This window comes from uncultured Granulicatella sp. (genome assembly GCF_963515095.1).
Taxonomy (GTDB): Bacteria; Bacillota; Bacilli; order Lactobacillales; family Aerococcaceae; genus Granulicatella.
In genome coordinates this window covers 86,118-104,402 of the sequence record NZ_CAUPXD010000001.1, presented here as the reverse complement: position 1 = coordinate 104,402, position 18,285 = coordinate 86,118, and the positions used below count along the sequence as shown (strand labels likewise).

21 protein-coding genes and 1 riboswitch are annotated in these 18,285 nt (G+C 34.4%); of the genes, 6 read left to right on the top strand and 15 right to left on the bottom strand.

Going from position 1 to position 18,285, the window contains the following annotated elements:
• Positions 1-100: riboswitch (THF riboswitch) on the bottom strand.
• A 195-nt stretch (positions 101-295) separates the two neighbouring features.
• The 3 genes from RWL86_RS00500 to RWL86_RS00490 are packed head-to-tail and all read left to right on the top strand — an operon-like array spanning position 296 to position 2,793.
• Positions 296-1,138, top strand: a complete 843-nt coding sequence (locus tag RWL86_RS00500) for an AraC family transcriptional regulator (RefSeq protein ID WP_314076660.1) — start codon at positions 296-298, stop codon at positions 1,136-1,138.
• 9 nt (positions 1,139-1,147) lie between these two features.
• Entirely contained in the window at positions 1,148-1,723 is a 576-nt protein-coding gene (locus RWL86_RS00495; protein ID WP_314076659.1) for a GNAT family N-acetyltransferase, read from the top strand.
• Entirely contained in the window at positions 1,720-2,793 is a 1,074-nt protein-coding gene (locus RWL86_RS00490) for a PDDEXK nuclease domain-containing protein (RefSeq protein ID WP_314076658.1), read from the top strand. The genes RWL86_RS00495 and RWL86_RS00490 overlap by 4 nt, the downstream gene beginning before the upstream one ends.
• Before the next feature lie 64 nt (positions 2,794-2,857).
• On the opposite strand, the gene RWL86_RS00485 is transcribed toward RWL86_RS00490, so the two are convergent.
• Both RWL86_RS00485 and RWL86_RS00480 read right to left on the bottom strand, forming a co-directional pair.
• Positions 2,858-4,474, bottom strand: a complete 1,617-nt coding sequence (locus RWL86_RS00485) for a peptide ABC transporter substrate-binding protein (RefSeq protein ID WP_314076657.1) — start codon at positions 4,472-4,474, stop codon at positions 2,858-2,860.
• Positions 4,475-4,621: 147 nt separating this feature from the next.
• On the bottom strand, positions 4,622-5,422 hold the full coding sequence (locus RWL86_RS00480) for a formate/nitrite transporter family protein (RefSeq protein WP_314076656.1): 801 nt from the start codon (positions 5,420-5,422) through the stop codon (positions 4,622-4,624).
• A 713-nt stretch (positions 5,423-6,135) separates the two neighbouring features.
• Between RWL86_RS00480 and RWL86_RS00475 the strand changes: the two genes are divergently transcribed.
• Positions 6,136-6,537, top strand: a complete 402-nt coding sequence (locus tag RWL86_RS00475; protein WP_314076655.1) for a DUF4430 domain-containing protein — start codon at positions 6,136-6,138, stop codon at positions 6,535-6,537.
• Complete coding sequence (locus RWL86_RS00470; RefSeq protein WP_314076654.1) at positions 6,537-7,076, top strand: ECF transporter S component; 540 nt, start codon at positions 6,537-6,539, stop codon at positions 7,074-7,076. The genes RWL86_RS00475 and RWL86_RS00470 overlap by 1 nt, the downstream gene beginning before the upstream one ends.
• Before the next feature lie 24 nt (positions 7,077-7,100).
• Here the strand turns inward: RWL86_RS00470 and yidD are convergent, their stop codons facing one another.
• The 8 genes from yidD to cdaA all read right to left on the bottom strand — a co-directional run bounded on the left by yidD (position 7,101) and on the right by cdaA (position 13,190).
• Complete coding sequence (yidD, locus tag RWL86_RS00465) at positions 7,101-7,400, bottom strand: membrane protein insertion efficiency factor YidD (RefSeq protein ID WP_314076653.1); 300 nt, start codon at positions 7,398-7,400, stop codon at positions 7,101-7,103.
• An 11-nt stretch (positions 7,401-7,411) separates the two neighbouring features.
• The gene (locus RWL86_RS00460; RefSeq protein ID WP_314076652.1) at positions 7,412-8,023 is read right to left on the bottom strand and encodes a VTT domain-containing protein; all 612 of its coding nucleotides are present in this window, start codon (positions 8,021-8,023) and stop codon (positions 7,412-7,414) included.
• A 102-nt stretch (positions 8,024-8,125) separates the two neighbouring features.
• Positions 8,126-8,656, bottom strand: coding sequence for an acyl-CoA thioesterase (locus RWL86_RS00455; protein WP_314076651.1), 531 nt, complete (start codon positions 8,654-8,656; stop codon positions 8,126-8,128).
• A gap of 340 nt (positions 8,657-8,996) precedes the next feature.
• Complete coding sequence (locus tag RWL86_RS08410; protein ID WP_227931684.1) at positions 8,997-9,101, bottom strand: putative holin-like toxin; 105 nt, start codon at positions 9,099-9,101, stop codon at positions 8,997-8,999.
• Between the two features lie 293 nt (positions 9,102-9,394).
• Positions 9,395-9,499 (bottom strand): putative holin-like toxin, encoded by a 105-nt coding sequence (locus tag RWL86_RS08405; protein WP_227931684.1) that lies wholly within the window; start codon positions 9,497-9,499, stop codon positions 9,395-9,397.
• A 465-nt stretch (positions 9,500-9,964) separates the two neighbouring features.
• On the bottom strand, positions 9,965-11,323 hold the full coding sequence (gene glmM / locus RWL86_RS00450; RefSeq protein ID WP_314076650.1) for a phosphoglucosamine mutase: 1,359 nt from the start codon (positions 11,321-11,323) through the stop codon (positions 9,965-9,967).
• Positions 11,324-11,353: 30 nt separating this feature from the next.
• On the bottom strand, positions 11,354-12,352 hold the full coding sequence (locus tag RWL86_RS00445) for a CdaR family protein (RefSeq protein WP_314076649.1): 999 nt from the start codon (positions 12,350-12,352) through the stop codon (positions 11,354-11,356).
• Positions 12,345-13,190, bottom strand: coding sequence for a diadenylate cyclase CdaA (gene cdaA, locus RWL86_RS00440; RefSeq protein ID WP_314076648.1), 846 nt, complete (start codon positions 13,188-13,190; stop codon positions 12,345-12,347). The genes RWL86_RS00445 and cdaA overlap by 8 nt, the downstream gene beginning before the upstream one ends.
• A gap of 152 nt (positions 13,191-13,342) precedes the next feature.
• On the opposite strand from cdaA, the gene RWL86_RS00435 reads away from it, so the two are divergent.
• Positions 13,343-13,648, top strand: a complete 306-nt coding sequence (locus RWL86_RS00435) for a hypothetical protein (protein WP_006703658.1) — start codon at positions 13,343-13,345, stop codon at positions 13,646-13,648.
• Positions 13,649-13,688: 40 nt separating this feature from the next.
• Here RWL86_RS00435 and RWL86_RS00430 read toward each other — a convergent pair whose 3' ends face one another.
• The 5 genes from RWL86_RS00430 to RWL86_RS00410 form a co-directional block, all read right to left on the bottom strand.
• On the bottom strand, positions 13,689-14,618 hold the full coding sequence (locus RWL86_RS00430; RefSeq protein WP_020991242.1) for a 2-keto-3-deoxygluconate permease: 930 nt from the start codon (positions 14,616-14,618) through the stop codon (positions 13,689-13,691).
• 44 nt (positions 14,619-14,662) lie between these two features.
• Positions 14,663-15,412 carry an SDR family oxidoreductase gene (locus RWL86_RS00425; protein ID WP_314076647.1) on the bottom strand — a complete coding sequence of 250 codons (750 nt, stop codon included), beginning with the start codon at positions 15,410-15,412 and terminating at the stop codon, positions 14,663-14,665.
• A gap of 163 nt (positions 15,413-15,575) precedes the next feature.
• Positions 15,576-16,409, bottom strand: a complete 834-nt coding sequence (gene rhaD / locus RWL86_RS00420) for a rhamnulose-1-phosphate aldolase (RefSeq protein ID WP_314076646.1) — start codon at positions 16,407-16,409, stop codon at positions 15,576-15,578.
• 349 nt (positions 16,410-16,758) lie between these two features.
• The gene (locus RWL86_RS00415; RefSeq protein ID WP_314076645.1) at positions 16,759-16,938 is read right to left on the bottom strand and encodes a hypothetical protein; all 180 of its coding nucleotides are present in this window, start codon (positions 16,936-16,938) and stop codon (positions 16,759-16,761) included.
• Position 16,939: 1 nt separating this feature from the next.
• Entirely contained in the window at positions 16,940-18,280 is a 1,341-nt protein-coding gene (locus tag RWL86_RS00410; protein WP_314076644.1) for a PTS transporter subunit IIC, read from the bottom strand.
• Positions 18,281-18,285 lie beyond the last annotated feature (5 nt).

Sequence of the window (18,285 nt, the reverse complement as noted above, 5' to 3'; positions counted from 1 at the left end):
TGCAGCGAATGCGAATACACTACCGCAAAGAATTCTCTTTTTCGTCCAACCGGCAACATCCCATCCGTTTGGCACTTAACGCAATGTATTCTACTCTGATTTGTAGTGGTTCATCTCTTCGATTGACGAAACCTTTTCCATGCACTCCTTTCTACCAGAAAATAGCATACCTGTTTTTTAAGTTGTCGTCAATGAAACTGTCATTCATCAGTTAAGCTCTATCTTTTTCCAAAGGGAATTGATGAATAAGGCGCTTTCAAGTATAATGAAAGTAACAGATAAGGATGTGAAAAGTATGAGTAATGAACGTTATTTAGTGATTGAATCAAATATGCGAAGTTTATCCTTCCATTTAGAATCTATTACAAAATCAAAATATGATAGCGATTGGCACAGCACGATCCATTCTCATCCATTTATGGAATTATTTTATGTATTAGATGGAAAAGGAGAATTTTTAATTGAAAATCGACGTTTTCCTGTAAAAGCACAAGATTTTGTCATTATTAACCCTCAAGTCGATCATACAGAAGTTTCTTCACCTGAAGAACCTCTCGAATATATTGTATTAGGAATTACTGGACTTGCTTTTTCAAATTTCTTAAATCCTCAAACCAATGTTGAACAACCTTTTTCATTTTTCAACTTGAGAGATGAACAGAAAGATATTTTAGTGTATTTAAACGCAATGGTAACTGAAGCAACCAATCATTCGATGAGCTATGAATTAGTTTGTCATAATTTATTAGAAATATTGCTCATTAAAATTCTTCGCAATAAATCGTTTGAAATTGATGTAAGCCCGATTAATAAAACGACAAAAGATATTAGTCTCATTAAGCACTATTTAAAAACACATTATCGAGAACAAATCTCTTTACAAGACTTAGCAGACTTAACCCATTTAAGCAGATTTTATATCTCACACAGTTTTAAAAATGAAATGGGGCAAACTCCGATGGAATATTTAACCGATATCCGAATTGAAGAAAGTAAAGTACTTCTCTCTACAACAAATTACTCAATGTCGCAAATTGCATCCATTGTTGGATTTTCAACTCAGGCATATTTTTCAAAACAATTTAAACAAAAAATCGGTATGACACCACTTGCATACCGTAAATCTCAATTGGAATAAGGTGAAACAATGATACGACAACCAAAGCCAGAAGAAAGAAAGCAAATTATTCCGCTGATTCATACCATTATGGAAGATATGGAACTACCGATTTTAAAAGAAGTCTCGCCTAGCACTCTTCATACAATGCTAGAAGAAGCCATGCTACAAGAAGACTTCCGATATAGTCTAACCAATACACTTGTTTATATTGAAGACGGAAGTGTTGCTGGAGCAATTTTTGGCTACCATGGACACCTAGAGCCTAGAATTGACGATCCATTTTATCAATTGTATGAAACGTACAATATTCCTTCTTCCATTCGTCTCTATGAAGATTCTGAAACACAAGCTGGAGAATGGTATATTGATATTCTCTCTGTGCATGAAAATCACCGAAGAAAAGGAATTGGGATGAAATTACTAAGAGCTGTTGAAGAACTCGCAAAACAACAAGGTGCTAGTGTCATCGCTTTGAATTGCGAAGAGATTAATGACAAAGCATATCAACTCTATCAAAAACTAGGCTATACTGCGACTAGTACAAAAATCTTAAGCGGACATTCTTATTATCATATGACAAAAAACTTGGAGTTGCTGAGATGAACAAAGAAGATTTATCTATTATGAAAGATGACGAATATAAAAAATTTATTTCGATATTAAAGGAAAAAGTTAGAAGTAGTCAGTTAAAAGCGGCTATAAAAGTTAATTATGAATTACTTGATTTATATTGGAATTTAGGAAAAGAAATTGTTGAAAAACAAAAACAATATTCATGGGGTGATAGTTTTCTAAAAGTATTAAGCTCTGACTTAAAAGAGGAATTTCCAGATATAAAAGGATTTTCACCTACAAACCTAAAACACATTCGATATTGGTTTAAATTTTATAATGATTTTCTAATTGGGTTACAAGCTGTAACCCAAAAATCAGATATTGAAACAAAAATAAAAAGTATTCCTTGGGGACATAACCAAAGAATTATGTATAAAAGCAAAGATGTCAAAGAAGCTTTATTTTATGTAGATAAGACAATAGAAAATGGATGGAGCAGAAGCGTTTTAGAACATCAAATTGATGGGGAATTATATAAAAGACTTGGAAATGCAGTTACAAATTTTGACAATAGATTGCCAGCAATCCAATCTGAATTAGCCAAACAAACTATAAAAGATCCCTATAATTTTGATTTTCTAACCATACGAGATAAACATGATGAAAGAGAGTTAGAAGAAGCATTAGTCAATCAAATAACTTCTTTCCTTTTGGAACTTGGTACAGGATTTTCCTACATCGGTAAGCAAGTTCATATTAAGGTTGGAGAAAGTGATTTTTATATAGATTTACTTTTCTATCATGTTAAACTACACTCCTATGTTGTAATAGAATTAAAAACAGAAAAATTTAAACCAGAATTTGCAGGACAACTTAATTTTTATGTAACAGCTGTAAATAAAAACATAAAGTCAGATAGCGATAACCAAACTATAGGTTTACTCATCTGCAGAGACAAAGATAACATTGTTGCCGAATATTCGCTTGAAAACATCTCACAGCCAATAGGAATAAGTCAATATGAAATCAACAAACTACTTGATCAGGAATTCAAGAGCAGTTTACCTTCTATTGAGGAGATAGAAGCATCTATAAAAGAATTCGATTCAAAATTATAACTAATGATTAACAAAAACAGAGGTAACTACTACAATAGTGGTCACCTCTGTTTTAATATTTAAATTACTGCACACTAGCTTGACGTAAGTTCACCGTACGTCCAAACGGTAACACTTCAAAGCCTTTTACATTTTCAGCCAATAAATAGCTTTGAGAAGCTTGGTAAATTGGAGCTACAACTGCATCATTCATAATGATTTTTTCTGCAGCTAGCATTTGATTCCAACGATTTTCTGGTTGAGTTGCATATGTCGATTTCACGGCATCTACTGCTTTATCATATTCAGGGTTAGAGTATTTCGCAAAGTTAATACCGCCACCTGTAATATATTGCTCTAAGAAGTTCAATGGATCTTGATAGTCTGGAGCCCAAGTTCCGTAGAAAATATCAAAGTCACTTGCACGTTGTAATTCTAAACGGTTTTTCAATGGAACAGGTTGTAATTTAAATGTTACACCTGGTAAGTTCTTTTGAATTTGCGCTTGTAAATATTCTCCTACAAGTTTTGAAGTTCCTGTATCAGAAGTTAATAAAGTAACCGTTGCTTCGCTAACCCCTAATTCTTTTTTTGCTAATTCCCATTCTTTTTGAGCTTCTTGTACATCAAATTTCAAGAAATCGCCTGATTCATCAACAAAATCTTTTCCAGTTGCTTCATTTGTTGCAAAGCTTTTTGGAATTAATCCTGTTGAAGGAATTGAACCATCTTTTAAGACACTATTCGTTAATGCTTGTTTATCATAAGCCATCGCAATCGCACGACGGAAGTGTTGATTTGCTGTTGTTGGTTTCAATGTATTAAAACTCATATATCCCATTGTTGCTTTTGGTTGCGCATGGAATGTTGGTTGAGATTTATATTGATCCACAAATTGGTCACTAATCGTTGTATATTGAACTTGTTTTGAGTCAAATAATTGAACAGAAGTTGCTACTTCTTTAGATACATTCACTGTTACTTCGTTTAAAGCAACATTGCTAGCATCCCAGTAGTCCGCGTTTTTCACTAATTTCCAAGTTAATTCTGAACCTGTCCATCCTTCTAATTTGAATGGTCCATTTACGACTACATTTGAAACATTTGAACCATATTGGTCGCCTAATTTTTGAGCCACTGCTTCAGATTGTGGTAAGAAACGTGATCCCGTTAATAATTTTGGTAAATATGGAGCTGGATTTTCAAGTGTAATTTCTAATGTTTTATCATCAAGAGCCTTAACTCCTAATTCTTCCACTGATAATTCTCCACTGCGAATTTTTTTCGCATTTTTGAACACATCCGCTGATTGTGCTACATGTCCTTCTTGTGGATTCACTAATTTACGATAAGTAAAGACAAAATCTTGTGCTTTTACAGCAGATCCATCTGACCATTTTGCATCACGCAATGTGAAAGTATAGACTAAACCATCTTCACTCACTTTAGGTTCTTGCGCAGCCATTCCTAATTCAACTTTATTATTTGCTGCTACACGATATAATCCTTCAAAAATTTGTCCCATCATATCTGAACTTGGAACATCATCATAATCTGCACTATCTAATGTTGTTAATTCGCCAAAGGTTGTCATTGTTAAGCGATTCGCAGCATTCGTAGAACTTGATGAATTGCTGCCACACGCAGCCAAACCTACCGCCACTAATAAACTGGTCGCTAACATTTTGGTTGTTTTTTTCATAACAATTCTCCTTTTCATTTCATTTATCGTTTTCACGATAGAGTTATAGTAACAGATTTTATCCGATTTCCCAATTATTCTGCTCAAGATTTTTAAAATTTTCTGAAAATAAAAAAGGCTGCCCTTAAAGGCAACCCTTAAATTTTATTATTCATGATACACACTTTTTGTTTTGTTTAAGAATGCGTATGCTAATCCGACAATAACACCACCACCGATAGTATTACCAATGAATGCTACTACCCAGTGACGAATTAAGTTGAACCAGTTCATAAATTCTAGAGATGAAGAAACTGCTGAGAATTTAACAATTGAGAATGAAGCAAAGTTTGCTACCACGTGTTCTTCTCCTAAGAATACAAACATGAAAATTGCTGAAATAATAATCCACATTTTAGCTGCTTCATCTTTCACTAACAAGAATGCCAAGATTGCAACGTTAACAAAGATATTCGCTAAAATAGATTCTAAGATTACTTGCCCATTTCCACGAGTTGCTTTTCCTTGGACAAGATGAACGATGAAGTGTTGTACATCCATTGCATTAAAGGCTGCACTATGTGCAAATGCTGCACCAATAATCATCGCTCCAATCAAGTTGAAGATTCCGCAGTATAATAAAATTGTTACAGCTTTTGATAGACGAATATTTTTTTGATAAACTCCTGCTGTTAAATACATCATATTAGATGTTGCTAATTCAGAATTTAAGAATAAGATATAAACTAGTCCCCAAGTAAAAATAAATGCAAAGAAAAATTTACTTAACGCTGGATTTAATCCTGCAATCACTTGTGCTGCTGCCGCCCCTGCTGCTGTACTCATTGTTAGAAAAGCTCCTGCAAACATTGAACGTAATGCATAACGTGCTTTACTTTCGTCAAACAACGCTTCTTTCTTTTGACAAGCTTTCGTTACTTTTTCTGAAAATTCATAACCTTGTGCCATATAGGTCATTTCCTCCTTTTAATTAATCTTCCTTTTTGGAATAATACTTTGTTAGTATACCATTATTTTCACAAGGTGAGAAGATACGTTTTAACATTTTTTACCCGTCTGTCAAACACAAGTAAAAATGTTCCAAGTATACCATGGAATAAAGCAAAAGGAGATAATATCATCATTAATGCTGAAGCCAAACCTTCCGCAAGTCTATGCGAAAGGAGGTGGAGCAAGTGCACTACATTTTCGACGTCTTACTTGCTATTGTGGCAGAAGTAACAGCACATTACATTTGCAAGTGGTTAGATAGCAAGGACAAAGGCTAAAGCTAACCCACCACCGACAAAAAAGCCCCTAGGGAACTGACATTTCCTTAGGGGCTTCGGTGTGCTTGCGCACTACATTTTCGTAAGGTCATTGTATCATGTGAAAATTGGGGTGTCAAACACAAGTAAAAATGTCCCAAGTAATGTTACAATAAATTCATTCTAATATTATGGAGGATTATCTAAACATGAATAAAAAACTTAAATATGAAGTCATTCTTTTTGTTACTCTTCCTTTTTCGGAATCATACTTCGTTAATATACCATTATTCTTACAACGTGAGAAAATACGTTTTAACATTTTTTACCCGTCTTCAATTGAAAATCACTTTACATTCTAACTTACTTTCGCTATGATGGTATAGGTTTAAACGAACACTTTAGGAGGATTTTATGAAAAAATTATTAGCTTTAGCCTTATTAACACTATCTTTAGGAGCTTGCGCACAACCAGCAACACCTGCCAAACAAACATCTCAAGAAACAACAACTACAGCAAAAGTAGAACAAACAATTACAGTCAATGTTAAAAAAGATGGCGAACCAATTTCAGGAAGCCCATTTACCTTAACATTCAAAGATGGCGATAAATTATTAACCGTTATGAAAGAACAAATGCAAATCGTTGAAAAAGATGGTTTCGTATCTGCGATTAACGGAATCGAACAAGAACCAGCAAACCAAAAATATTGGTTATTTGATGTCAACGGAGAAATGAGCCCAGTCGGAGCTAACCAAGTTGACTTAAAACAAGGTGACGTTATCGATTGGAAATTAGAAGAATTTAAACAATAATGAAAAATACGACTATTTTTTCAATCCGAAAAATTGCACTGATTGCATTACTATCAACCCTAGCCTATGTTGGCAGAATTCTATTTGCTTGGATTCCAAATGTTCAACCCGTTACCGTTATTTTATTAATCATTACTCTAGAGATAGGATTAGTGGAAGGAATACTAACGGCTAGTTTATCCATGTTCTTGTCGAATATCTTTTTAGGTATGGGACCTTGGACATTGTATCAAATTGCAAGTTTTGCGATTGTCATTCTTGTATTTTCTTGTTTGAAATCTTTATGGAGCAGGACTTGGAAACAACCCTTATTGAAATTAGCCTTTTTTACAATCATGGCTGGATTGACAGGGTATTTATACGGATTTGTCATTTCGATTTTCTCTGTATATTTTTATCATATTCCTAAATTTTGGGTATATTATTTACAAGGACTACCATTTGATACGCTACATGCTTTGGGAAATATTGGCTTTTGGATACTCTTATCGCCATTATTGCCACGTATTATCCAAAAGTATCAAACTAAATTTCAGTAACATAAAAAGGAGATTGAATGCTGTTCAATCTCCTTCTTTTTTGATTTCTATTGGTTGACAACAATGACAATTTCTCTTTTTTCGATAGTCTTTATGTCGTCTGACTGTAAATTCATCTGGAACTGGATCTTGTCCTCCTAAAATAAATGGATGACATCTCATAATTCTGCCAATTCCCATTATTACACCCTTGATAACGCCATGTTTTTCAATCGCTTGAATCATATACGCTGAACAAGTTGGTCGATAAATACAAGTTGGTGGAAATAATGGTGAAATCCACCTTTGATACCCTCGCACCAAACCAATCATTATTCTTTTCACACAAAACACCTCTACCCTTGAATCCATTTAAAGAGAACTTGTACTCCTTCTGCTGCAATCAGTGTATACACATAAAGTGTGACAGGTTTTGCCACTAAGCAAATTGCCACAAATTTCTTAAACGTCATCTTCCCTAATCCTGCTACCATACATAAGAAATCATCAGGAAATCCTGGCAACACTAATGCCCAAAAGAAGAAACGTTCGAATTTCTTTCCATCATTTAAATAGTTAATATATTTATCATAAGTCGCTTGAGAAACAAATGCTTGAACGACTGTTTCTCCATATCGTCTTGCTAGCCAAAAATTAATCATAGATCCAATCATAATACCAATAAAATTATAAATAAACCCATATAAAGGTCCGAATACAATATGCCCAACAACACAAGTTAATCCGCCCGGAATTATCGGATAAACGACTTGTACAATTTGAATGAGGATAAAGAATAGTACTCCATACATTCCCCAATGACCTACTAACTGCTGGAATGCTCCTCCAACTTCAAAATAATGATGTTTGGCAATGATGTATCCTAAATAAATCGTTAAAATAATTCCCGCAATCGTCAATAATTGAATCATCTTTCTATTTAATTCAATGGCACTTTGTTTATTCATAATTTCCTCCAGTAATCTCATTTGATAAGACTACTTTAACAAATCAAATATGAAAAATCCTTGATTTTTTCTAACAAAAACGATGATAACCTTACATTACTGTCACAATGATTCCATCCAAGGTTTATGAATGGAAACATGATTCATTAATTCTTCTTGACGTTTCAATTGTTCTAATCGAGCTAAACGTCTCTGTTCATAGCCACTACAAATAAATGCCTCTTCTGCTGTTTCTGGTTCAATCGCAGGAACGGAAAAATCCGTTTCCCCTTCACGTGGCATTGCGACAAATGTCCAAAAACTAGTTGCTGCTAAATAACGTTCACCCGTTAAAACATCTTCCCCTACCACTTTACAAAAGACTTCCATACTTTTCTTTCCAACTCCAGAAATATAAGTTTCCACACAGACAGAATGTCCTAATGGTAATGGTTTTAAATAATTCATCGCATCAACGGAAGCTGTCACTGCTAAACGACGACAATGACGAGATACAGTAATCGATGCACAGTCGTCAATAATCCGTGTTAAATTCCCTCCAAATAATGTTTGATGCATATTCACATCAAATGGAAAAATTCTTCTAGACTGAATCGCACGTGTTTGTGCGCAAGTTTTGATTGTTGTATTCATAATAACTCCTCTAATATTCGATAAGGTTATTGTACCATTCCTTTTCTTTTTTTCAAAAAGTATGGCTTTGAGATATTTCCCCTAAATGGTATCTTTTTTATTTCCTAGCATCCTACAAAATTTAAATAAAGATATACTAACAGGATTTAAGACATTTTTACTTGTGTTTGACATGAGACAATATCACTTGAATTTGCGAAGTTTGCAATTCGTTTTGTTTTTGGTATAATGAAGACACAAAAAGAGCCGAGCAGCAACTCGACTCTGATGTAGACCGTTGAAAAGACGGTGGCAGAATTTTGGTGCATAACACCGCTAACTCTCCAAAGTTAGAGCGGTGTTATTTTTTTGTCTTAATTTCTATCAATTTGACAATAAGTGCCAATAATGCAACTAGTAAAGTTGCAAAAGAACACACTAAGGTCAAAGCTTCATAGACTGACAAAGTACAACCTCCTTTCGATAGATTTTAAACAGATGCCCATAAGCATCACCTACCTTTATAGAGATTGCCACCGCTTTAAAACTTTCTACGAGGAGAGTGTACCATAAACGAAATAGAAATAGTAGCGGACTGTGCAAAAAATCACATTGTTTGAAAATTTAAGAAATTTTGTTATAATAAAGGTACAAAAAGAGCCGAGCGGTAACTCGACTCTGATGTAGACCGTTGAAAAGACGGTGGCTTGTTAAAAAGTGTTATAATAACACCGCTAACCTTCCAAAGTTAGAGCGGTGTTATTTTTTTGTCTTAATTTCTATCAATTTGACAATAAGTGCCAATAATGCAACTAGTAAAGTTGCAAAAGAACACACTAAGGTCAAAGCTTCATAGACTGACAAAGTACAACCTCCTTTCGATAGATTTTAAACAGATGCCCATAAGCATCACCTACCTTTATAGAGATTGCCACCGCTTTAAAACTTTCTACGAGGAGAGTGTACCATAAACGAAATAGAAATAGTAGTTAAATGTGTAAAAAATCACATTGTTTGAAAATTTTAGAAGTTTTGGTATAATGAAGACACAAAAAGAGCCGAGCTGGAACTCGACTCTAATGTAGCCCGTTAAAAAGACGGTGGCTAGAATTGGTATTAAGATAACACCGAAAACTACCCTAAGTTTAGAGCGGTGTTATTTTTTTGTCTTCATATCTATTAATTTGACAATGAGTATTACATTTATTTTTTCTAACTTAATTTTACAATCGGCGATATTAAAGAGTATTTGTAAAAATTTCTGCTTTCATATCCCAAAACAAAACGACAAAAAAAGAGAGCAACTCCCGTTACTCTCTGCTACGATTTCTATTTATCTAATCCAATCTCATCACGCACAACATCTGCAATTCGTGTAACATAATCATGGCATAACTCATCTGTTGGCGCTTCTACCATGACACGTACTAATGGTTCTGTTCCACTTGGACGAACAAGAACTCGACCATTCCCTGCCATTTCAGCTTCCACTGTATCAATAATTTCTTTAATCGCTGGAACTTCCATTGCTCCATTTTTATTGCTCACTCGAATATTCACTAATTCTTGAGGATAAGTAGGCACTTCGCTGGCTAATTCACTTAATTTTTTACCTGTTTGTTTCATAACATTCATTAATTGAATTCCTGATAACAATCCATCGCCTGTTGTATTTAAATCTAAAAATACAATATGCCCTGATTGTTCTCCACCGAAGTTATACCCATTTTTGCGCATTTCTTCTACAACATAGCGATCTCCTACAGCTGTTTGAAGAGCGACCATTCCTTCTTCTTCCACTGCTTTATGGAATCCTAAGTTACTCATAACTGTTGAAACAATTGTATCTTGTTTCAATTGCCCTACACTGCGTAAATATTTCCCACAGATAAACATAATTTTATCGCCATCTACGATTTCTCCGTTTTCGTCAACCGCAATACAACGGTCTCCATCTCCATCGAAGCTTAATCCTAAATCTGCACCATTTTCTTTGACAAATGCCGCTAAAGCTTCTGGATGTGTTGAACCCACTCCATCATTAATATTCACACCATTTGGTTTATTCCCCATTGTGTAAAATTCTGTTTCTAAATCTGCAAATAAACGATTTAATACTGCTGAAGTTGCTCCATTTGCACCATCTAATGCTACTTTCATATCTGTTAGAGGACCATCAATTGTTTGTTGTAAAAATTGACTATATTTCATTGTTCCTTCTAAATAATCATCCACAGTTCCTAATTCATCTGTTGAAGGACGTGGTAATGTATCTTCTGGACTATCTAATAAAGCTTCAATTTCTGCTTCTGTTTCATCCGATAATTTAAAGCCATCTGCTCCGAAGAATTTAATACCATTATCTTGTGCTGGATTGTGAGATGCAGAAATCATAACCCCTGCCACAGCCCCTTGCATTCTTGTTAAATAAGAAACTCCTGGTGTTGGAATCACTCCTAATTGCATTACTTCAATTCCTACAGATAATAACCCTGCAATTAAAGCGTGCTCTAATAATTGTCCTGAAATACGAGTATCTCTTCCGACTAAAACACGTGGATGCTTATCTCCACCTGCTTGTTGTAATAAGACATAGCCACCAAAACGTCCTAATTTAAACGCTAATTCTGGTGTTAATTCAGCATTTGCTACTCCTCTTACACCATCTGTTCCAAAATATTTGCCCATATTCAATCTCCTTTAAAATTCTATCATTTTCTATTGTCTTGTTGTTTGTGTTGTCTGTGTTGTTTCTGTCGTTTGTGTTGTCGTAGGTGTAACTACCACTTCTACAGAAATATTTTCTGGAGTAACACTATCGACTCCTGTTGGTAACGTCAATTTAACCGCTTGTGTTGTCGTTTTTGTCATTTGACTAACGTCTACTACTACAGGAATAGCTGTCAATCGATCCAGTATTTCTTGAGCTCCTAAAATTGTAACTTCTTTAATATCAGATTTCAATTGGTAAGTATATTGACTTCCTGCACTTCCAGTTGTCGTTAATACAAGTGGAACTTTTTTACTATTCGTTGTAATTGGCACTCTTACTTGAACTTGCTCTGGTTCTACTTTTAATGCCAGAGGTTTTCCTGTTGCATCCAACGCTTGTACTGCAACGGAAGACGTATAATCTGCCTTTGTGTTTTCTGGAACTGTGACAGTTGCCAATACATTTTCCACTTGATTAATAAGAGACTCTGGTCCCGAAATCGTTACTCTAGCAGGACTCACTAAAGCTTGTCCACTTTTATAAGCTCCTGGTAAATTTGCACGATTCACATTTACCGAAACGGGTAATTCAACTGTCGCTTTCTTTTCAATCATAATCTCAACCGTTTCTGGAGACACTGTCCCTTTTACTCCTGAAGGCAAGCCTGTCACTTGTAAAGTTATCATATGTTTCCCAGTTCCTAATTCATTTAAATTAGGAGTTTTTACACGATAAGATGCATTTCCTGCAACTGCTAATAACGAACTACTCGAACCTTCGATTCTTAACGTCACAGATTCTGGCAAACCTGTTACCGTATATAATTGACTATCCATATCGACATACACTGGAACATTTCCAATGGTATTCGAAGTTGTCTGAATAGATACTGCTGCAGATTGTCGACTCGGACTTGATTCACTTGCATATACAAATAAAGCCATTGTTAAAATAAAGGATATCACTACCAAAAATGATTTTTTTGTCATCCATTTACTAATCATTCATACGACCTCCTCTAAAGAAATCGATAATCATCGTTAACATAGTCGAATCTTTTTGAGAAGTTTCTTTGGTAATTAAATGTTCACTTAACACTTCTACAAATTCATCCGGAGTTAGCTCACGTAATAATTTTTCACGCAATGCCACACTAACTTTACCTGTTTCTTCTGAAATAACAATAATCAACGCATCTGTTACTTCACTTAACCCGATAGCTGCACGGTGTCTTGTTCCTAATTCTTTAGGAATAAATTTACTTTCTGATAATGGTAAATAACATGCCGCTGCTTCCACTTCATGACCACGAATAATCACCGCACCATCATGAAGAGGTGTATTCGGAATAAAAATTTGCGTCATTAATTGATTCGAAATTCGTGATTGTAAAGGAATCCCCGTATTAATATATTCTTCTAAAGAATTCGATTGTTCGATACAAATTAATGCACCAATTCTTCTTTTTGCCATATATTGTACAGAAATATTTAACTCTTCAATCATCCTTTGAGCTTGATTCGTTCCCGAAGCTCTCCTTGAGAAAAAGTTCGAACGACCAATATGTTCTAGCCCTCTTCGAATTTCTGGTTGAAAGACAACAATGGCTCCAACAACTCCCCATTGGATTACTAAATTCATAATCCAGTCAAGAGTAATTAGCCCAAACATATAACTGATGAATTTTACCCCAGCAATAACTGCCAATCCCTTCATCAAATGTACAGCCCTTGTACCTTTCATGATGAGTAATAGATTATATAATAAGTACCAAACAATCACAATATCGACAATATTACGAATGCTACTCCAAGCACCTAAACTACTCCAATTAAATTGCATCACTCAACCCCCATTTCTATATCTTCTTTAGTTTATACCTTTTCTAAAAACATTACAACTGCCCTCATCATGAACTTATTTATATTTTATTTTTTGACAGTAAATTTCTCTTCGTGCTACACTACAATCAACTAATTAAGGGAGGATTTATCATGCAAAAAAGTTATTTTGACGGTGGAATGCTAACGTATATTTTCAGTTGCATTATTTCATTTTTTATTATTACACTGACCTTTGGACTAGGAACGCCTTGGGCAATCTGCATTTTTTATAAATGGGAAATTGAACATACCGTTGTTGAAGGCCGTCGTCTTGGATTTAATGGCACTGCACTCGAATTGTTTAGAAACTGGGTCAAATGGTTTTTCTTATGTATTATCACATTAGGAATCTATGGATTCTGGGTTCATATTAAAATACTAGAATGGAAAGCTGAACATACTTATTTCTTAGATTAAAGTAAAAACCACTCCGTAACGTTAAACGGAGTGGTTTTTGTTATGCCACATTCTTTTCTTTTTGCTGAACTCGTTTAGCAATATATGCTGTTAAGATTGGTGTTAATATAGCTGTCACGATAACGGAAGCTGTAATTTGAGTTGTAGCAGTCGCTTCAATTGCTTTAAAAGAAGCATCTACCGCAGAAAGTGCCGCTGGTGTCGCAATAGCACTTGCAGCCGTACTAGAAATCGCAGCACCTGCAACTCCATTTCCTCCAGATAATTTATCTGCAGCAATCGCTGCAACCCCACCAATTAAAGTTGTAATTACACCTAGTAAAATACCAGGTAATCCACCTTCAAGAATTTGTCCAAAGTTCATATTTGCCCCTAAACAAAATCCTACGACGATAATAATCGCTGTAATCCCATTTGAGAGAACTTTCTTCATATAAGGAAAGGCATTTCCTAAAATAATCCCAATAATTAATGGTAAGATTGTTCCAATTAAGTTCCAAATGGAAATATTCGCTAATCCTGCGGTACTTAACACCGCCATTGTTACCATTGGACCAACACTTAAAGTAGTAATCCCAACAGCACCAGCATCAATTTCATCACCGTATACTTCTACAATTCCAGCATACATCGCATTATTCGCTACTGAAATCGCTCCAATTACCGCTACTGCGCTCAATCCTAAGAAATTATCATTGAAAACTTTTGCCACTAATAATCCTAGAATAATTGAAACAATAATTTTAGCGATAATAATAGACGCCCCACGAACAACAGCCTTCGGCGTATTTTTTAAGGAAATCGTTCCACCAATGACAAATAAGAACGCCCCAACCAATGGACCTGCACCTTTTACAATCGGTGTTGTAAATCCACCAATTTGCAAGATTTGAGGAATAAATGTATTAATAAAACATCCAATAAACATTGGTACAATAATGGTATCCCCAGGAATTTTAATCTTTTTCATTGCATTCACATACCTTTTTAAAATTTTATCGAGCGGAAGAAAAATCAACCATCTAATGTAATACCACCATCGCAGTCGCCGATTTCCCCTGTAATAAAGCTTGCTAAATCACTCGCAAAGAATAAAATCATTTGAGCAATTTCAACAGGTTCTGCACGACGTCCTAAAGGAATCATACTAATTACTTTTTGACTCTTTTCTTTATCTTCTGAAAGCACTGTTGTCATATCTGTTCTTGTAAATGATGGACATACTGCATTACAAGCAATATTGTATTTACCGCCTTCTTTAGCAACTGCTTTTGTCAAACCATTCAAGCCTGCTTTTGAAGAAGCATACGCTGCAGTTCCTAGAAGACCTCCCCCTAATTTTGCAGCAACAGAAGAAACATTGACAATTCTACCGCCTTTATTTTTAATAAAGTGAGGAAAAATCGTACTAATCGTTGAGAAACATCCAGAAAGATTAATACGAATTGTTCTTTCCCATTCTTCATACGTCAATTGATCAAAAGGTTTCGCACTAATAACTCCTGCACAATTGACTAAAATATCTACTTTACGTTCGGATAGAATCTTGTTCATGCTTGCAACAATGGACTCATGATTTCCTAAATCCATATATTCAAACACAGTATGTTCTGCTCCAAACTCGGCTACTGTTTTCGTAGCAGCAGCTTCATTAATATCTGCAATAACTACAAAACCTCCGCCTTCAACAATTCCTCTTACTACTTCTTTTCCAATCCCATTTGCTCCACCTGTCACGATAGCAACTTTTCCTGAAAAATTCATAAAAATCACTTCCTTTGATTGATTGTTTACATTCTATTCCTATGAAAAAATCAGTTTGTTATCATTTGTTACTATTTTCACAGTTTTTGCAAAATTTTTTATGGAAAATCCGTGAAACTAAAAAAACCTGCTGGATTTACCAACAGGTTAGGAAGTGGTTAAATTAATCTAAATATCTTTCTGGCACTTTTAAAACAGCGCAGATTTTCTTCAAATCTTCTTTTGAAAGAACATTGCTTTCATAAATGCTCTTACCACTAACTCTTTGAACATCTAATGCAATATGGGCTGCTTTATCAGCAGTTTCAATTAATCCGAAGCAATCTTGATAATCTACACCAGTAGAAAGAACTCCATGTTTACTCCAAACAACTAAACGATGAGTTTCTAATTCTTTAGCTGTAGCAGAACCAATTTTTTGAGTTCCTGGTACTTCCCAAGGTAGAACAGCAATTCCATCAGGGAATACTACGATTGATTCAGTTAACACTGACCATAAATCTAATGATAAAGATTCAGTTGTTACATCATTTAATAAGCAGTATGTCACAACATTTGTTGCATGATTATGAATAACTACTCTATGATTTGGGTTTTGTTTTAATCTTGCTGCGTGAGATAATACATGCATGAAGATTTCACTTGTAGGACGTTTTCCTGTAACAAAACCTGCAACGACTTGATAACCTTTATCTGTTAATTGAATGATACCAGTATCCGCATGTGGTTGTGAATGTAATGTTCTAAAATGACTTCCAGAAGCTGTAATTAAAATATATTCTCCTCTTACGTGTTCTGGAACATCTAAAACTTCCACTTCTTTTCTATTTTCAGCATAGTACGTATATTCTGTACCAGCCAAGCTGCTTTCAAGATTTTCAGCTTCTTCAACTGTCAAACGATAACTAACATTTCCACCGTTATATTCGTCCCAGCCTTTATTCCACATATCATATGTCACTTGACATAATCCTTCGATAAATTTAGGATACCCCATAATTATTCCCCTTCTTTAACTGTAATATTTTTCAGCCGTACCTGAAAAAAATTTTTTTGTTTATCCAACATAATAGTAACCGTTTTCTTGACTGCCGTCAACCGAATTCGTTTATTTTTTAATAATTTATACATGATTTATCTCAACACCTTATTATTATGTGATTTTGCTGAGATTAAATATTCAATTTAACAAATTCATAGACGATTCCTAATCATTTTCTATAAAAAGAACGGATCCCGATAATGAGATCCATTCTTTTATTACTTTAAATCTTTCCCATTATTCAAATTCTTTGATTCTACTATTCTATCTATTTCTGAACCAATCCTTTGAATTTTCGTATTATTTACGATTCTTTTTTAGTGCTACGGAATTTCTTAAATTTTCTTTCATCAAATTCCTTAAATAAATTCTGCTTATCCAAGTAAATAGCAACAGGTAAAATTAAGACCGTTAACCAAATCATCTGGGAAATGATAGAATAGACAAATAGTATACCTAATACTAAAACAAGCAACTTCTTCATTCTATTCGCCCGCTTCTAATGTTTCATTATATTTCTTTCTATCTTTTAATAGCCATACATAAAGAGCTAACCATACAACTCCTAATACAATAGCGATAACATCTCCATTAAATCCATTTGCTAAAATATAACGAATATCTGGTCCTTCAAAAGTAGCCCATGAAATTAAACCACTTTGATTTAATGTTTTTGTTTCTTCTGCTAAACGAGTCATATATGGAGTGAAGTAAGTTGCTCCATATAAGAATAAAGGAGTAGAAATTAAACCATGAATAATCATTCTTAACACATTACCATTTGTTAATAATAACGCTCCTACAACAAATGATAAATTAATAATACCTGCAAATGGTAAGACAATATTATTTGGTAAAACAATAGATCCTACTAAAAGGAATGGGATTGTAAAGATAACTGCTACCCATAATTCATTACGTCCACCAAGTACTGGCCAGTCTAAGCCAATATAAACTTCACGATCTTCAAATTTTTCACGCATAAAGTCAGATACTGCTTCTGAAATTGGTGATAAAGCTTGAGAAAATAATTTTGATACCATAGGGAATAAAGTTAAAGCTGTTGCCGCTTGAACTGACAATGTTAATGCGTATTTAATACCATTACCTGATGCTGCTCCTAAAGCAAAACCAATAATAGCTCCCATTACTGCATTTTCTCCAAATACACCAATTTTTTCTTTCAATGTATCTGCATCAAATTGTTTATTTAACAGAGGAATTTTTTTCAATAATTCATCAATTGGATGTAAAATTACTGCAATCATACAAATAAAGTGAGGTACTGTAATCCCTGGAACTCCAGTTAAACGTTCTACTTCTGGCGCAAACACATCTCCAAGTTTTAGTTCTAATACAATAATAATAGCTGCTGCAATAAATCCTAAGAAAATGTTATTTGTAAAGTACGTTACAATTACTGCTGTAAAAATTTTATTCCAAACATTCCATAAATCTACATTTAACGTTTTTGTTTGTTTAGTCACTAACATAATGAAGTTAATCGCTAATTGTAATGGGAACACTAAGAAAGCATAAGGCCAAGCCCAACTAATTGCTGCAGCTCCAGGCCAACCAATATCAACCGCTGGTAAACTTAATCCAGTATGAGTTGTTAAATCATTTGCTGCTGCACCCATACTTGTCATAATAAAGTTTACAAGAATTCCCATACCTGTAAATGCAATCCCTAAAGTTAACGCTGCTGTGAAAGCTTCTCTGAACTTCATTTTCATTGCTAGTCCAACAATTAACATTAAAAATGGAACAAATACTGCAGCTCCTAAATCCAAAATATATTGAATAACTACTTGCAAGGTTTCCATAATTT

Bases quoted from the DNA above. Each gene is read 5' to 3' on its own strand.
- RWL86_RS00455 (WP_314076651.1), bottom strand. From the start codon at position 8,656: ATGAATACAACAATCAAAACTTGCGCACAAACACGTGCGATTCAGTCT.
- RWL86_RS00480 (WP_314076656.1), bottom strand. From the start codon at position 5,422: ATGGCACAAGGTTATGAATTTTCAGAAAAAGTAACGAAAGCTTGTCAA.
- RWL86_RS00425 (WP_314076647.1), bottom strand. From the start codon at position 15,412: ATGAATTTTTCAGGAAAAGTTGCTATCGTGACAGGTGGAGCAAATGGG.
- RWL86_RS00445 (WP_314076649.1), bottom strand. From the start codon at position 12,352: ATGATTAGTAAATGGATGACAAAAAAATCATTTTTGGTAGTGATATCC.
- RWL86_RS00495 (WP_314076659.1), top strand. From the start codon at position 1,148: ATGATACGACAACCAAAGCCAGAAGAAAGAAAGCAAATTATTCCGCTG.
- RWL86_RS00435 (WP_006703658.1), top strand. From the start codon at position 13,343: ATGCAAAAAAGTTATTTTGACGGTGGAATGCTAACGTATATTTTCAGT.
- RWL86_RS00470 (WP_314076654.1), top strand. From the start codon at position 6,537: ATGAAAAATACGACTATTTTTTCAATCCGAAAAATTGCACTGATTGCA.
- RWL86_RS00500 (WP_314076660.1), top strand. From the start codon at position 296: ATGAGTAATGAACGTTATTTAGTGATTGAATCAAATATGCGAAGTTTA.
- RWL86_RS00485 (WP_314076657.1), bottom strand. From the start codon at position 4,474: ATGAAAAAAACAACCAAAATGTTAGCGACCAGTTTATTAGTGGCGGTA.
- RWL86_RS00410 (WP_314076644.1), bottom strand. From the start codon at position 18,280: ATGGAAACCTTGCAAGTAGTTATTCAATATATTTTGGATTTAGGAGCT.
- RWL86_RS00415 (WP_314076645.1), bottom strand. From the start codon at position 16,938: ATGAAGAAGTTGCTTGTTTTAGTATTAGGTATACTATTTGTCTATTCT.
- RWL86_RS00490 (WP_314076658.1), top strand. From the start codon at position 1,720: ATGAACAAAGAAGATTTATCTATTATGAAAGATGACGAATATAAAAAA.
- rhaD (WP_314076646.1), bottom strand. From the start codon at position 16,409: ATGGGGTATCCTAAATTTATCGAAGGATTATGTCAAGTGACATATGAT.
- RWL86_RS00475 (WP_314076655.1), top strand. From the start codon at position 6,136: ATGAAAAAATTATTAGCTTTAGCCTTATTAACACTATCTTTAGGAGCT.
- cdaA (WP_314076648.1), bottom strand. From the start codon at position 13,190: ATGCAATTTAATTGGAGTAGTTTAGGTGCTTGGAGTAGCATTCGTAAT.
- RWL86_RS00430 (WP_020991242.1), bottom strand. From the start codon at position 14,618: ATGAAAAAGATTAAAATTCCTGGGGATACCATTATTGTACCAATGTTT.
- glmM (WP_314076650.1), bottom strand. From the start codon at position 11,323: ATGGGCAAATATTTTGGAACAGATGGTGTAAGAGGAGTAGCAAATGCT.
- RWL86_RS00460 (WP_314076652.1), bottom strand. From the start codon at position 8,023: ATGAATAAACAAAGTGCCATTGAATTAAATAGAAAGATGATTCAATTA.